Genomic DNA, 14,918 nt, shown 5'->3' with positions numbered 1-14,918 from the left:
TGTGCGGGTTTGTAATGCTCATGATTTAGCAAAACATTAACTCATCACATTCATTTAAAAAGATTTTTATAACATGAGAAAATATAGCAAAATATACCTCTTGGCTACCAGTATTATTTTAGCCGCAGGGTCTTGTACCAGTACTTTCGACAAAATGAACGTTGACCCCAACAATCCGTCGTCGATTACTCCACAATTCCTTTTACCTACAGGTATCGAAAGTTCCATCGACCGCTACTGGGGACATCGTACCCGTTTTGAAAGAATCAATCTTGACGGTGCTGAACTTTGGATTCAACATTTAACCAGAAATATTTACTCAAACGAAGGCGATAATTACGGTATTTCACAAGCTTTGCCACTAAATAACTGGAAAGGCTTTTTCAACGATGCACAATCAAACTTTAATAGAATCATCGTTATTTCTGGTGAAAAAGGAACAATACCAAATGCAAACTATGAAGGTGTTGCTTTGGTAATGCGTACTTGGAATTTTTCAATCTTGACAGACATGTGGGGAGCAATTCCATACACTGAAGCCTTAAAAGGAACAGCGGCAGAGCCAATTTATACCCCAGCTTATGATTCTATGGAAAAAGTATATGCTGGAATGCTTGAAGATTTGAAAATTGCCAATGAAAAATTGAGTGTTTCTGGACCAAGTATTTCAGGAGATATTCTTTACAGTGGTAATATTTTAAAATGGAAAAAATTTGCTAATTCACTACGTTTACGTCTTGCAAACCGTCAGGCTGCCAAAAAACCTACAGAATCAAGAGCAATCATGCGTGAAATTTTAGCTGATCCAGTAAAGTACCCAATCTTCACAAGTAATGATGACAATGCTTCCCTAAAATGTACTACGATTTTACCAAGTAATAACGAATGGAATCAAGTACTTATCCAAGATGGCAGAACCGACTGGAATTTAAGTAAAACATTGGTTGATAAAATGAATGGAGTAAGCGATGCTAGAATCAAAATTTTTGGAAATCCAAACAAGGTAGGTAAATATGAAGGTCATGCCAATGGTTTACCAGATGCTATCGCTACAACTTACTTAGAAAGCAGTTCAACCATTGGTAGTTTCTTTACTGCCGCTGCTGCACCAGAAGTAGTGATGACTTATGCTGAACTTCAATTTATTCTAGCTGAAGCAAGTATTGATGGAGACATCACTGGTGATGCACAAGCTTATTTCGAAAAAGGTATCACTGCTTCTTTTGCACAATTTAGTATTACTGGAGCAAGCGATTTGATTGCACAACTAGGAACGGCTACTCGTGAAAAAATTCTTGATCAAAAATGGGTTGCTTTATTTGGGCAAGGTATTGAGGCTTGGACAGAATATCGTAGAACAGGTTATCCAGTAATGCCAGCAGCCGACCCAAGAGCAGTTTTCGAAAACGGAGCGATTATTCCAACAAGATTGCCTTATCCAGGTTCAGAGTATTCATTAAATGCTAAAAATGTGGCTGAAGGTGAAAAACTAAATGGTGGCCCGAACGACATGAAAACCAAGCTTTGGTGGGCAGAAAAATAAACCAGAAGCAGAATTACTTAACATTAAATTAGAACAATCATGAAACACATAGATAAATTACCTCCAATTATTCTTATTGCTCTTTTCGCATTATTAACGATGGCTTCTTGTAAAAATGTTGATGACCCATTCGTTCCAAGAGTAGTATCTCCAGTTTTAGTAGCTATTGATGGCACAGCTCCGGGTGATTTCGCAACTGAACCAACCATTAGTTATACCAAAACAGGTAATGTAGTTTTATCGGCTAGAATACTTGAACTAGACAAAACAAACCTTTTAGATTACACTAAAGGCATTGATTCTCTTCCAGTAGCAAATACTAAAATCACGATTACCTTACGAAATAGCGGTGCAATTGTAGCAGAACTAACAACTGATGCAAAAGGTAAAATTAGTGTAGAAAAAACTTGGCAATCTTTAGGACTTACAAGCCCCGTTTCAGGGAATAGTATTCCTCTTAATTGGAGTGGTACTTATAAAAGTCAAGCCTTTACTCGTTTGTCTAGGGTTTCTGTAAAATAGCTTAGATTCAATCAATAAAGTCTATAGATTCGATTCCTTAATATTATTTTTGTACAATATTTTTAGCATAAAATGAGTGTTTTCCTCTATTTAAAAAAAAACATATTTTATGTACTTTTGCAAAGTAATTTAAATAATAGATAATTTTACAACAGAAAAAACGTGTACTTTTAAATATATTATCATTTATCAACACATTTTTAAACGAAAAAATTATCGAAATCAATTTTGATTTTAAAAACTTTAAATTACCTTTAAATAAAAATAGTACAACAATCATACTTCATCAATCTATAAAATCAATTTCCGAATTCTACGGGGTTCAAACCCCGTAGGAGTTCAGAGAATTATGTTGGCAGACTTTCATTGAAATAAATAAAAGCTTTATTATCTTCATCATAAATTTAATTCATTCACTCTTAAACGTTGTGTGAAATGTCATCAAATCTGAATCGCCGTAATTGGCTCAAAAAAAGTCTTTTTGCAACCGCTGGTTTAACTACAGCGTCTGCTTTCATTCAAAAAGCTGCTGCAAATCCTGTCCTTAGACAAGAATTACAATATAGCCTTCTCCCAGAATTTCTACTTGAAAAAGAATACTCAAATATCCCTGTTGCAGCCAAAACACTCGTTAGATTAAGTGCTAACGAAAATCCTTGGGGACCATCAGAAAAAACTAAACAAGCATTAATTGGTGCAATTGGAGATGCTAATCGTTATGCCTTCAAACTTCGTGGCGAATTGGTAAAAGCTATCGCTGAAAAAGAAGGAGTACCTGAAAATTATATTTTATTAGGTGCTGGTTCTTCTGAATTATTAACAGCTTCTTTAGTAGCTTACGGACAAAAAGGCAAAATCATTGTTGGCGACCCTTGTTACATTTCTGGTAACGAAGAAAGAGTACCAATGGAAAAAGTTGCTTTGACGAAAGATTACCAATATGATTTAGATGCCATTGCTGGAAGAATTAACGGTTCGCAAAGTTTAGTATATGTTACTAATCCAAACAATCCGATTGGTGCAGTATTACCATCAGAATCATTTAGTGCTTTCATTGATAAAGTTTCAGATAAAATCACTGTTCTTTCAGATGAAGCTTATATCGACTATGCAAAAGACCCTAAAACAGCCTCAATGATTCCAGCCGTTAAAGCAGGAAAAAATGTTTTGGTGCTTCGTACAATGTCTAAATTGTATGCTTTTGCAGGCTTACGTTGTGGTTATGCTATCGCAAAACCAGAGATTTTAAAAATAATTCAACCATATTGCTCTGGTGGTTTTGATATGTCTGTTCCATCTTTTGCTGCTGCTATCGCTGCCTTTAAAGATGTTGAATTCCAACAATTGACATTAAAAAACACTGAGGAATCAAAACAATACTTGTATTCATTCTTAACCAAAGCTGGATATACATACATTCCATCATCTGCTAACTTCGTTATTTTCCCACTAAAAATGAAAGGTTCTGATATGCTAACCAAAATGGCTGCTGAAGGTGTCATGCTTAGAAAATGGGAATTTGATCGTCAACATTGGTGTCGAGTTTCAATCGGAACAATGGACGAAATGAAGGCATTCGCCGAAGCCTTTACAAAGGTTATTTCTTAGTTCTGTAATTCCTTGTGAAAACTTTTCATACTTTATCTTTCACAAGGAATTACTAATTTGCGACAGATGACAAGAAGAGATTTTATCGAAAAAACTGGTTCTGCCAGTTACCTGACCATGCTAGGTTTCGGTTTAATACCTGAAGCCAAAGCCGAGCCACTTAACTTACAACGAAACAAAGCCAATAAAAAGATTATCATTTTAGGAGCTGGTTTAGCTGGAATGTCAAGTGCTTATGAATTAATAAAATTAGGATACGAAGTAACCATTTTAGAAGCAAGAAGTCGTCCAGGTGGTAGAGTTTGGACGGTAAGAGGCGGAACTACAGAAACCGAAATTGGTGGTATCACACAAACTTGTAAGTTCGATAAAGGTCTTTATTATAACGGTGGGGCAGCTAGAATCCCTCATAATCACAAGCTTTCTTTACACTATTGCCGTGAATTTAATATCCCTTTAGAGATATTTATGAACGTAAATGAAGGAGCTTACTATTATTCAGAAGGAACTAGTAAATTATCGAACAAACCTGTTAAAATTAGAGAGATTCATGCAGATGTGCGTGGATACACAAATGAGCTTTTAACAAAAGCGATTGACAAAAAAGCATTAGACGAAGAAGTTACCAAAGAAGACCTTGAAAAATTAAGTGCATACTTGAAAGAAGAGGGCGATTTGGACATCATGAAAAAGTACAAAGGTTCAGAACGTCATGGTTATAAACGTCAAGGTGGATACGGAGAACAAACTCCTGAATTAGCCTCACCGCATTTATTGCATGATATTATTGAATCAGGGCTTTTTCACCCAGCTTTTTCCAATGTTGGTGAATATACTTTTAATCAACAACCTGTAATGTTACAACCTGTTGGTGGAATGGACGCACTTCCTTATGCTTTTGCACAGAGATTAGAAGGTAAAATTCAATTTCAGGCAGAAGTACAAGAAATCAGAAAAACCTCACCGGGTGTAAAAATTGTTTATAAAGACAAAACAGGTACTGTAAAGGAAATTCTAGGTGATTATTGTATTTGCACAATTCCATTACCTGTTTTAAAAGGTATTACTTCTGATTTGTCTTCAGATATTCGTAGAGCGGCAGATTTTGTGCCTTATATGAATACAGGAAAAATCGGATTACAATTTAAAAGAAGGTTTTGGGAAGAAGATGACAACATATTTGGTGGAATCTCTAAAACCAATATGGACATTACACAAATTTTTTATCCTTCTTACAACTTTATGGGTAAAAAAGGCGTGTTGAAAGGCTATTACAATTTTCACGATAGAGCTTTAAGATTAGGAAACCTTAGCTTAGCTGAACGAGAAAAAGTAGCGTTGGAACAAGGTGGAAAAATTCATCCTCAATACAAAACTGAATTTGAAAGTTCTTTTTCATTAGCTTGGCAAAAAATTAATTATTCAAAAGGCGGTTGGGCAGAATACAGCGAATCAGCAAGAAAACGCTTCTATCCTGCTTTAATTAAACCTGATGATGAAATTTATTTAGCTGGAGAACATACTTCTCATCTAACAGCTTGGATGGCTGGAGCTTTAGAATCAGCAAATTCAGTAGTGACACAAATTCACAAACGAGTAAACGCTGCTTAGCATTCGACTCGCAAAACAAGATTTTAGCATGAAGAAATTTATATACTTTATAACCTTACTTTTTTTATCAACTAGTATTTTCGCCCAAGAAGGTGAAAAAATGGGTATCAAACTAAGCGAATTTGAAGCCGTAAAGAAAATCGCTATCAAAAACTTAGATAAAGATACCTATGTAAAAGATGGAAATTTTGTATTAGATAATAGTACTTCTCCTTATGTTTTCAAGTTTTCTGACGGTTTAGAACGAAGAATTTACTTATACAAAGTACTTGAATCGGCAGGAATGAAAGAAATTGCTAACCTAATGATTTTCACCACACCCAAAGATGGCAAGAGAATCAGTTTAGTAATTCCAAATCCTTTAGCAGAAAAAGAAACTTGGGGTAAATACATTGACGATTTGAAAGATGGAGAAAAAGCAGTTTCTGGGTTTTCATCTTGCGTAGCTTTTGTTTTGGCAAAAGAATTCTCAGGTGTTGCTGGCGATAAAAGTAAAGAAGAAGACAAATACGAATATTGTTTTCCTGCTGAAGCTAAAATCACAATGGCAAATGGTGAAACTAAAAACATTAGTGATGTAAAAGTTGGCGAATATGTGGTTTCTTATAATGCTATCAAGAAAACAGCTGAGTCAACAATTGTAGAAAAAGTTGATATTCATGAAAATAGTGAATTTGACATCGTGAAAGTATTTTTAGTAGATCCAAGTGAAATGATTACTGCTTCTGTATCTGTTAAATACAAATTAAAAGAGCTTGAGGCAACCGCTAATCACCCGATTTATACTGAAAATGGTAAAATAACAATGGGAGATTTAAAAGTTGGACAAAATGTGTTTGTTTACGATAGCGAAACAAATAAATTTAAAAAGTTCAATGTATTTCTTACAAAAGCTGGCGCTAGAAAAGTAAACAAAGTTTATAATTTGATTACAGAAAAAAATAGTTATCTGGTAAACTCAGTTGTAGTTTTAAAGAAATAAAAATATTTAATTTTTTGAGATTGTTTTTGGATATTTCCGTAAATCCTTTCTCCTTTGGGGAAGGGATTTATTTTTTTATAAGCAATTCAAAATGAAACACTTACAGTAAGTCTCCTAATAAAATATAGAATTATTAAAACTAAAACTTGTCAGAAAAATACATTAAGTGAAAAAAAAAGTCAATAAAGTTATATTTTATATAAAAATTTATTCTACCTTTGTACAGGCTTAAACGCCAATATCCAAAAACAATCTTAAAAATAAATGAAACGCATAGTGGTTGCAACATTCATTGTTGGACTTCTTGCTACTTCATGCACTCGGGAAACAATACTTGTGAAAGCCAACAACGACTTTCATACTATAAATACCGAGAATCGTTCTTTCACGATAGTTCAGGAAGTGAGTCGCCCACAAGAATCAATATCATCGTTAAACGAAATGGTGATTAAAGAGGAAATTGAGAAACAAATGGAAATAAGAGGATACACTGAAGGCAATGAAAACGCCGATGTATTGATTTCTTATGCTATTTACAGTAAGAATCTCAATTTACAACAAGTAAAGAAAGTGTACGGAAACACACAAAATGATGAGTTTGAGGTGTATCGAAAAAGCTTAAAGAATGGTACTTTAATCATTTCGATGATTGACAAAAATTCTAACAAAGTATTTTGGACAGGTTACGCTTCTAAAATTTTGAAATTCAACAAATCTTTAGCGAATAGAGATTTAAAAAATATTACCAGAGCAATTTTTGATAATTATAGAGTAACCGCCAATAGTTATTTGGCACAAAACAATTAACAACTCCTCTTATACAATACCATTTAACAATGAAGCTCTGAAAACCTCGATATAATCGAGGTTTTTTATTTTTATAGGAGTTTATTCATCACTTCCTTAATTTCCTCAGAAACGTCAATTCTAGCACTAATTTTCTCCAAATCAGCTAACAGCGTTGATAAGAATTGTTGATGTGCCTCTGAATGTTCATTAAAAGGACGATGAGTTAATCTTTTCTTTATTTGATTCCAATCTACAATAAAAGATTTCAATTCATCATCGAAATAAGTATCCGCAAATTTTTCATAAATGTAGGTTTCGGCTACTTCATTTGGGTGAATTAAATCTGCTTTATAAAAGCGATAATCACGCAAATCATCCATCATTAATTCATAAGCGGGAAAGTATTCTACATCGGTATAATCTGCCGTTAAATAATGACAAGCCGCACGAAGTATTGATTTAGAAATCTGATTCTCTGGAATACCTTCTTTAGTATGTCTTACTGGCGAAAGGGTAAGAATTATTCGCAAATCTGGATTTATGGCTTTCAACTGCTTATGTAGCATCGCAAAGCTTTTACAAATGTCTTTTACACTCAATAAGTCTTTCTCAAAAAACTTATTGGGCATTTTATGGCAATTTGCCACATAAACAGGATTTGATAAAAGTTTGTAAATAAAAGCCGTTCCAAAAGTAATTAAAACGAAATTGGCTGATTGAAGTTTGGTTGATAAGTCTTTGATATTCTCATTTATTCTCTCAGCTAATGCTGCTTTCGAACTGGCGAAAAACTGCGAGTGAAAATCATAATGAAACCAAGTACTTTGGTTTTCGATGAAGAGGCGTTCATCAGCGAATTGATAATCTGGAGATAAAACCTTAAAAATTGAAAGCGGATTAAATAAAGTTCCTAAAGGATTTACTTCAATTTTTAACTTATTATTTTTCAATTGATTCCCAACTACATCCGCAAAGCAAGAGCCAAGCGTAATGAGTTGAGAATCAAGAGAAATCTTATTTTGAGCTTTTGGAATCGTAAACGTCGTTCTAAATTCAGCCATGAAGAGCTTATTTTTGTTTAACCGTAAACGCTAAAGTATCTGCATTTACACCCGTAAAGATACCTAATCCATTAGTAATTGTACTAGGTGGCGTACTGATGTTTTGCGAAGTACTTCCTGTGCTATTATACAAAGCTGCATAATCAGGGTTTACTTTTAACAATACAATGTTATGCTTTCCAAAATATTGAAATTGCTGAGAACGTAATATCGTAGTAGTTCCTTGTACTGGTTGACTTCTAAAACGTCTTGTTAAATCGCTAAAATTAGTCGATGTTGGCAAAGTAATGATTAGTACAGGACTTACTTCAAGGTTATCAACAACTACAAAATGATAATCGCTGGTTGGATTACTCCAAGTTAAATTAACATTTACATTTTCATCCACAAAACCACCGCCAAAACCTCCACCAGATGATAGATTCAATTTAGTACGTGCAATCGAAGTAATATCCGTAGTAAAACCAACTGGTTTAGTTGGGATAATAGTACTTGCTGTTACAGGATTACCATTGTAAACAAATGATAAATTATAAGTAACACCAACCTTCAATTTCACATTTGTATCCGATTTATATAAACCCTCTCCTACTGACGTTAACGCATAAGTATTAGTGCCATCTGAAATTTTGATGTCTAATCCATTGATAGGCGTTTGCGTATTTGAGGTATCTTCATTGTAGGCAATTTCTTTTTTCACAATCAAAGAAATTGGTTTCCCAGCAACTAAATAAGCTTCAACAATAGGCTTGGCTCCTCCTTGAATAAAATTAGAATCCTCTTCACAAGCAATTAGAAACCCAAGTAATGCAGTAGCCATTACAAAAACAAAGAGGTTCTTTTTTGATGATATAAAATTGATATATGATTTCATTTTTTCGTCTTTAATTTGATTTTTTGTTTGATTTGATTATTCGACAAACAAAAAACATTTCAACTTACTTGAACTTATAACTAAATGTGATGTTAGGCGTAAAACCTAAATAATTGACATCCGTAATTGAAAGATACTTATCTCCTGTAGTTTCATCGGTAATTGTTTGATATTTTTTGTACCAAACATTTGTTCTTCCGTAAGCATTAAATACAGAGAATCCGATACTTCCACGTGAGAAATTGTAAGTAGCTGAAACATCTAAACGATGCGAAGCTGGCAAACGATTTCCGTTCGTAATTGATGGATCTGTAAAGTCGATTTCAGTTCCGTCCAATAGTTTTACGGTATAACCGCCCACAATTGAAGTATATGGTTTTCCTGAAGCGTAAATCCAAGTAGCAGCTAAATCCCAACGACCTAATTTGTAAATGTTCACCGATTTGAATTCATGTCTCACATCAAAGTTTGAAGGGAAAGAATTGGCTGAGAATTGAGCGATATATTTATCAGAATGAGCAAAAGTATAACCAACCCAACCAGTATAATTACCGAATTTCTTCTGCACTAAAAAGTCTATTCCTTTTACTTTACCAGTACCATTGAAAAACGTTTCGTCAGCAATTAAACCACGACCAATTTGTGGGGCAAAACGTAATGTATAACGAGTATCGTTTTGAATATCTTTATAATATCCTTCCACATCAAAAAGATAATCGTTCAATTCATAACTCAGTCCGAAAATATAGTGTGTTGAAGAAGTAACTGGCAAGTAAGAATCATTAGCCAAAACCCAGAAATTACGAGCTCCATTTGAAATATCTTCTCTTTCAACTTGTTTTGCAAACTGATAATAAATTCCCCAAGCTCCTTTAAACTTCAAACGATCGTTTACAGAGTAAGTACCTGAAAGCCTTGGTTCAAAATAGTTTTTGCTCGTTACATCAAAATAATTTGCTCTGATACCAGCTTTCAACACCAATTTACTATCAAATAATTTTATTTGGTCTTGTAAATAAGCTGTCAACAAACTTCCTTTATCGTTTTTAGCGATAATGACAGTTGTATCATTTTGACTGTTAGAGTATTGAATGTTAAGTCTTGTCGCTTGAATACCAAAAGCTAACTGATTACTTTTTGAAGTATTGTATTCAATATCTGTTTTAGCAGAAAAGTCTTTTAAATCGTTGCTTTCAATTGAACCAAACTTAACGGTAGTCGTTTCGTTATTTCTTACAAATGAGTTTTCGCTCGTATTATCTCTTCCACTAAAAAAGTTTGAATAACTAATCAAGGTATTTGTATAGAATTTATCACTCCATTTTTTCGACCATTTCAAACTTGTACCTGTATTTCCCCATTTAGAAAGGTCAGTATTATTAAAGCCGCCTCCGCCACCACCAAATGGCAAACCTAAATTCTGCGAATTATCAAGATAATCTTCTCCATTATAAATACTCAAACTTACGTTTTCATTTTCAGATGGTTTAAAAGTAATTTTTCCATTCAAATCATAAAAATATGACGTCGCCGTTTGAGCACTCTGTGCTTGACGGAAACCTCCACCACCAAATCCTGCACCTTGTGTTGTTGTACTACTTGAATTAAAAGTATTGAAGACTTTATTATAAAGTGGACCAGCCCATGAACGACGACCCGCCACTGAAAAAGTAACTTTTTTGTCTTTGGTAACAGGTCCTTCTGCCCAAATATTGGCACTGATTAAGCTTAAATCACCACCAAAATTAAATTCTCTTTTGTTACCATCCTTACTTGTAATTTCAACTACTGATGAAATTCTTCCTCCAAATTTTGCATCAAATCCACCTTTGTAAAGCTGAACATCTTTGATTGGATTTGAGTTGAAAGCCGAGAAGAAACCGTAAAGGTGATCAACATAATAAACCGTAAAACCATCATAAAGTACAAGGTTTTGGTCTGGCGTACCACCACGAACATACAAACCAGAAGAAGATTGATTGGCAGCACTAATCCCTGGCATTAATTGAAAAGAACGGAAAATATCTTTTTCACCAACGTTTGGCAATTTTGCAATATTCCGAGGAGTCATTTTAAACATACCGATCGTTTCGGCAGCTTTCAATACTTCTGTTTTCTCGCCTTTTACTACTACTTCATCCAATTCAGTATTGTCTGGTTCCATTTCAATAGTAATGCCTGAAATGGGCGCATCAGGTACTAATTTTATCGTCGTAGTTACATAACCAATGTAACTTAAAATTAAGGTCGTTGTATCTGTTGGTACTTTCAAGAGCGTAAAATAACCGTCCACATTTGTTTGTGTACCCGTTTTTTTACTCTTAATCATGATATTAACAAATGGGAGTGGCTCTGATGAACGAGCATCAAGAATTTTTCCTGTAAAAGTAAAATCGAATTTCGTAGCAGGTTTTAAACCAACTTGACGACGAGTAGTTTGAGGAATCGCTTCCATTGCAGGGCGATTTACAGTAATTTGTGGCGTTGTTCCTTGTGGCGTTGGAGCAGTAATTCCAGCATCTGCTATTGTTGGCGCAGGTACGGCAGAGTTTCCACCATAATAAGTACCACTGTTATAACTACTTTTCACATAGACTTTTTGTGATTTAGGAACAATATGAACTATTTGATTATCATCTACATAAAACTTCAGACCAGAACCTTTCAAAAGCCCTCTCATTCCTGTTTCCAATGACATATTATCAAACCAGTAACTTGCATATAAGCCTTTAATTTTAGTAGGGTCATATATAAATTTAGCACCTACTTTTGTTTCTAAATCAGCTAAAATTTCGGCTAGAGGGCGATTATTATAGAATTCATCTTTGATAGTAATCCCAGTAGTTGTTGTAACCTGCGAAAATACCTTCACTGAGAATAGTACTAAAGTGGTTAAGAGAAAAAGTTTTTTCATGAAATACAGTTGGTTAATCCGAGTACAAAGTTAGGGCAATCTTCTCATAAATTGCCACTTACTTTAGAATACATCAAATAGACCGCTATTATTGTGCGATAGTTGCGTTAAAAAATGTTAAATGTTTTGATATATTATAAAAACGAGCAGTATATACTTATTGACCTATGGTTTTAAAAAAGCCTTCTGAATAACTTTCGCTGATGGGAATTTGTGCATTACCAATTTTAATCTTTAGGTTTCTGATAGATTCAATTTTATCTAAGGAAACAATAAAAGACTTGTGTACTCTGTAGCAATCGGGTATTGGGAGTTTCTCTTCAATGGCTTTCATCGTCATTCTGGTAACGATAGGTTTTGAAGAAGTAGAAGTATAGATTTTGATATAGTCTTTCAACCCTTCAATATAAGTAATTTCCGAAACCTTAATTTTCACTAATGAATAATCAGCATTTACAAAAATGGCCGATATTTTATCTACTGCTGGCTCTTCGCTTACTTGTGGTTTATTTTTTCTTAAAGTATATAATTCAGAAGCTTTGTTGACCGCTTTTAAAAATCTTTCAAAGTCGATAGGTTTCAAAAGATAATCTACTACATCTAATTCAAAACCTTCAAGCGCATATTGTTTATAAGCCGTAACAAAAATTACCATTGGCTTAGTTTTCAGACTATGTAAAAACTGAACGCCAGTGATTCCAGGCATTTGAATGTCCAGAAATATCAAATCTATTTGTTCATTTTGTAAAACTTCAATCGCATCAAAAGCATTTTTACAGCGTTTTATAAGTTTTAAAAATGGTATTTTATTAATATTGTCCTCAAGTAAATCAAGGGCTAGACTTTCATCATCTACAGCAATACAATTCAGCATAAGCAATCTTATTTATCACAATTAACACTCCGAAAGAGTAATTATGTTTTATCTCTTCAAAGATACTCTTTTTGCACTATTGGAATATTACAAAATCAAATTAAGCCAATTCATCTTTACGGATGATGACAAGCTTTATTTTGTAATAATCTTCTTCATCTTTAATAATCAATTGATGATTTTCCGGATAGAGTAATTCCAGCCTTCGTTTTACATTAGTAAGCCCAATACCCGAAGCTTCATCTTTTTTTTCTTTAAATTGTCTGTTTACTTTATTACTTACTTCAAATGTCAAACTATTTTTCTGAGTTGTCAAAGTAATATCAATGCTTGGGTTCAGAATCATTCCAACGCCATGTTTAAAAGAGTTTTCCACAAAAGGAATTAACAACATAGGTTCTATTGTTTGATTTTTATCTAAATTTCCTACTTCAAAATTGATTGCAATATCATCCCCAAAACGTAATTGTTGAAGTTCAATATAAGCTCTAAGATATTGTGCTTCACGTCCTAAACTTACCATTGCATCATCAGACTCATAAAGCATGTAGCGCATCAAATCAGAGAGCTTTACCACTACAGGTTCTACTTTTTCTGGTTTTCTTCTTGAGAGTGAAACAATACTATTTAATACATTAAAAATAAAATGTGGACTAATCTGCGAGCGTAAAAAGGATAATTCAGATTTTAATCTTTCGTTTTCTTGTTCTTTTTTCGATTTTTCATATTCCAAACTATCAGAAACAATGCGATAAGAAGTACTGATGGCTAAAAAGAAAAGTATCTGAAAAGTAAACCCTGTTTTAGGAATAAATTTTGCATGTAAAAAAACACTTTTCACAATGGTTGTCAGCAAAAAAACTGAGGCAATAAGTACAACAATAGAAAGTAAATACCACCAAATACCTTTAGCTTTTAAAATCTTAGGAATTAGAAAATTGCTATTCAAGTAAAAAAAAGGAATGTTCAATAAAGTAAAAATGGCAAAAAAAGTAGTAATTGATACTTTAGGTACTGGAGGAGGACGACGAATAATTGCTTTAACAGGTTCAGTATTTTGAGGTTGTAGTAAAAATGGTAAAGCAATCATAAAAGCCCAAAATGCAATATGAAGAAATATAACTTGATATTTTGTTAAATTAGTTTTAGTCATTTGAGACATCCCATTTTAAAGCAGTTACTCATTAAATGCCTTATTGATAAAAAGGCAGTCAGACAAATTTAATTAAAGATAAGCTGTTAAAAAACATAATAGTATATTCCGTAAATTTGTGCAGACCATTAAGCTTATAAAAGCGACCATTGAATATCAAATCTAATTTTCTCAACACAATCCATTCAATCAAAAAATGAAACAATTAATATTAAGTTTCGCTGTATTTACAGCCATCGGAAACGTAGCATATTCACAAGAAAAACCCAATAAAGTGACAAAAGCCACCATTAGTAAAGTAAAGAAAGAAGTAATTCTGGAAGAAGGGAAAGATCCAATTTGTAAAATGCACGTAGAAAAAGATGCTAAAAACACTTCTACTTATCAAGGTAAAAAAGTAAATTTCTGTAGTATTGTTTGCAAAGAAATGTTTGATAAAAATCCTGAAAAATATGCTGTAAAAGCGGCTGTGAAGCATTAGAAACGTTAATGTTCATTTTGATTTAAAGTAATTGTATTTATAGCTTTTTCGTTATATTTGTTAAGCATCATTTTAGTAGCTTCTAACCTCACCTCAATATATGAATCAACAATTAAAAATAATAATGCTTGAGGCTGAGAAAAAAATCTATGAGCAAGTATTGAATAACCAGCAAAACTTTCTGAATACCAGCGAAATAGACGAATTACTTGATTTAATTATAGTAATTAACAAACAATTAGTAGAACTCAAAAAGAATATTCGTGATGAAAACCCTTGAAAAACTGAAAGATATTTTCCTGAAAATAGATAACGCTCAAAGTATTTCTGAAATCGAAGCTTTGAGTATTGAAGTAAATATGTTGTTAAATGAAACGCATGAAAGACCAATTGAAGGAATTGCTGGTTTCTTGCTAGAACGGGCTAATTTATTGAATCAAAAAATAAAATCAATAAGCCCTGAATTTGAGGTAAATGTGATTCAATAAATCTGTTTTGCAATTCAT

The 14,918-nt window shown here is 33.3% G+C and carries 14 protein-coding genes; 9 read left to right on the top strand and 5 right to left on the bottom strand.

Annotated features, from left to right (window positions below):
• Positions 1-73 precede the first annotated feature (73 nt).
• From VB776_RS02065 to VB776_RS02040, 6 genes are all read left to right on the top strand, one after another.
• The gene (locus tag VB776_RS02065; RefSeq protein WP_323325540.1) at positions 74-1,543 is read left to right on the top strand and encodes a SusD/RagB family nutrient-binding outer membrane lipoprotein; all 1,470 of its coding nucleotides are present in this window, start codon (positions 74-76) and stop codon (positions 1,541-1,543) included.
• A 39-nt stretch (positions 1,544-1,582) separates the two neighbouring features.
• Positions 1,583-2,065, top strand: coding sequence for a hypothetical protein (locus VB776_RS02060; protein WP_323325538.1), 483 nt, complete (start codon positions 1,583-1,585; stop codon positions 2,063-2,065).
• A 435-nt stretch (positions 2,066-2,500) separates the two neighbouring features.
• Positions 2,501-3,673, top strand: coding sequence for a pyridoxal phosphate-dependent aminotransferase (locus VB776_RS02055; protein ID WP_323325537.1), 1,173 nt, complete (start codon positions 2,501-2,503; stop codon positions 3,671-3,673).
• A gap of 66 nt (positions 3,674-3,739) precedes the next feature.
• Positions 3,740-5,284: a flavin monoamine oxidase family protein gene (locus VB776_RS02050; protein WP_323325535.1), complete on the top strand. Its 1,545-nt coding sequence runs from the start codon at positions 3,740-3,742 to the stop codon at positions 5,282-5,284.
• A gap of 28 nt (positions 5,285-5,312) precedes the next feature.
• Complete coding sequence (locus tag VB776_RS02045; protein WP_323325533.1) at positions 5,313-6,266, top strand: Hint domain-containing protein; 954 nt, start codon at positions 5,313-5,315, stop codon at positions 6,264-6,266.
• Positions 6,267-6,530: 264 nt separating this feature from the next.
• Positions 6,531-7,073 carry a DUF4136 domain-containing protein gene (locus VB776_RS02040; RefSeq protein WP_323325531.1) on the top strand — a complete coding sequence of 181 codons (543 nt, stop codon included), beginning with the start codon at positions 6,531-6,533 and terminating at the stop codon, positions 7,071-7,073.
• Between the two features lie 71 nt (positions 7,074-7,144).
• On the opposite strand, the gene VB776_RS02035 is transcribed toward VB776_RS02040, so the two are convergent.
• The 5 genes from VB776_RS02035 to VB776_RS02015 form a co-directional block, all read right to left on the bottom strand.
• Positions 7,145-8,116, bottom strand: coding sequence for a GSCFA domain-containing protein (locus VB776_RS02035; protein ID WP_323325529.1), 972 nt, complete (start codon positions 8,114-8,116; stop codon positions 7,145-7,147).
• A 7-nt stretch (positions 8,117-8,123) separates the two neighbouring features.
• Entirely contained in the window at positions 8,124-8,990 is an 867-nt protein-coding gene (locus tag VB776_RS02030; protein WP_323325527.1) for a DUF4249 family protein, read from the bottom strand.
• 64 nt (positions 8,991-9,054) lie between these two features.
• Complete coding sequence (locus VB776_RS02025; protein ID WP_323325525.1) at positions 9,055-11,904, bottom strand: TonB-dependent receptor; 2,850 nt, start codon at positions 11,902-11,904, stop codon at positions 9,055-9,057.
• Positions 11,905-12,061: 157 nt separating this feature from the next.
• Complete coding sequence (locus VB776_RS02020; protein ID WP_323325523.1) at positions 12,062-12,778, bottom strand: LytR/AlgR family response regulator transcription factor; 717 nt, start codon at positions 12,776-12,778, stop codon at positions 12,062-12,064.
• Positions 12,779-12,878: 100 nt separating this feature from the next.
• Positions 12,879-13,931, bottom strand: coding sequence for a sensor histidine kinase (locus tag VB776_RS02015; protein WP_323325521.1), 1,053 nt, complete (start codon positions 13,929-13,931; stop codon positions 12,879-12,881).
• Positions 13,932-14,127: 196 nt separating this feature from the next.
• On the opposite strand from VB776_RS02015, the gene VB776_RS02010 reads away from it, so the two are divergent.
• The 3 genes from VB776_RS02010 to VB776_RS02000 all read left to right on the top strand — a co-directional run bounded on the left by VB776_RS02010 (position 14,128) and on the right by VB776_RS02000 (position 14,900).
• Positions 14,128-14,412 (top strand): YHS domain-containing protein, encoded by a 285-nt coding sequence (locus tag VB776_RS02010; protein ID WP_323325519.1) that lies wholly within the window; start codon positions 14,128-14,130, stop codon positions 14,410-14,412.
• A gap of 100 nt (positions 14,413-14,512) precedes the next feature.
• Entirely contained in the window at positions 14,513-14,692 is a 180-nt protein-coding gene (locus VB776_RS02005) for a hypothetical protein (RefSeq protein WP_323325517.1), read from the top strand.
• Positions 14,679-14,900: a hypothetical protein gene (locus tag VB776_RS02000; RefSeq protein ID WP_323325515.1), complete on the top strand. Its 222-nt coding sequence runs from the start codon at positions 14,679-14,681 to the stop codon at positions 14,898-14,900. Before VB776_RS02005 ends, VB776_RS02000 begins: the two co-directional genes overlap by 14 nt.
• The last annotated feature ends 18 nt before the right edge of the window (positions 14,901-14,918 follow it).

Source organism: Arcicella gelida (assembly GCF_034931025.1).
GTDB lineage: Bacteria > Bacteroidota > Bacteroidia > Cytophagales > Spirosomataceae > Arcicella > Arcicella gelida.
The sequence above is the reverse complement of the archived record's forward strand: the minus strand, read 5'-3'. Positions and strand labels throughout refer to the sequence as shown.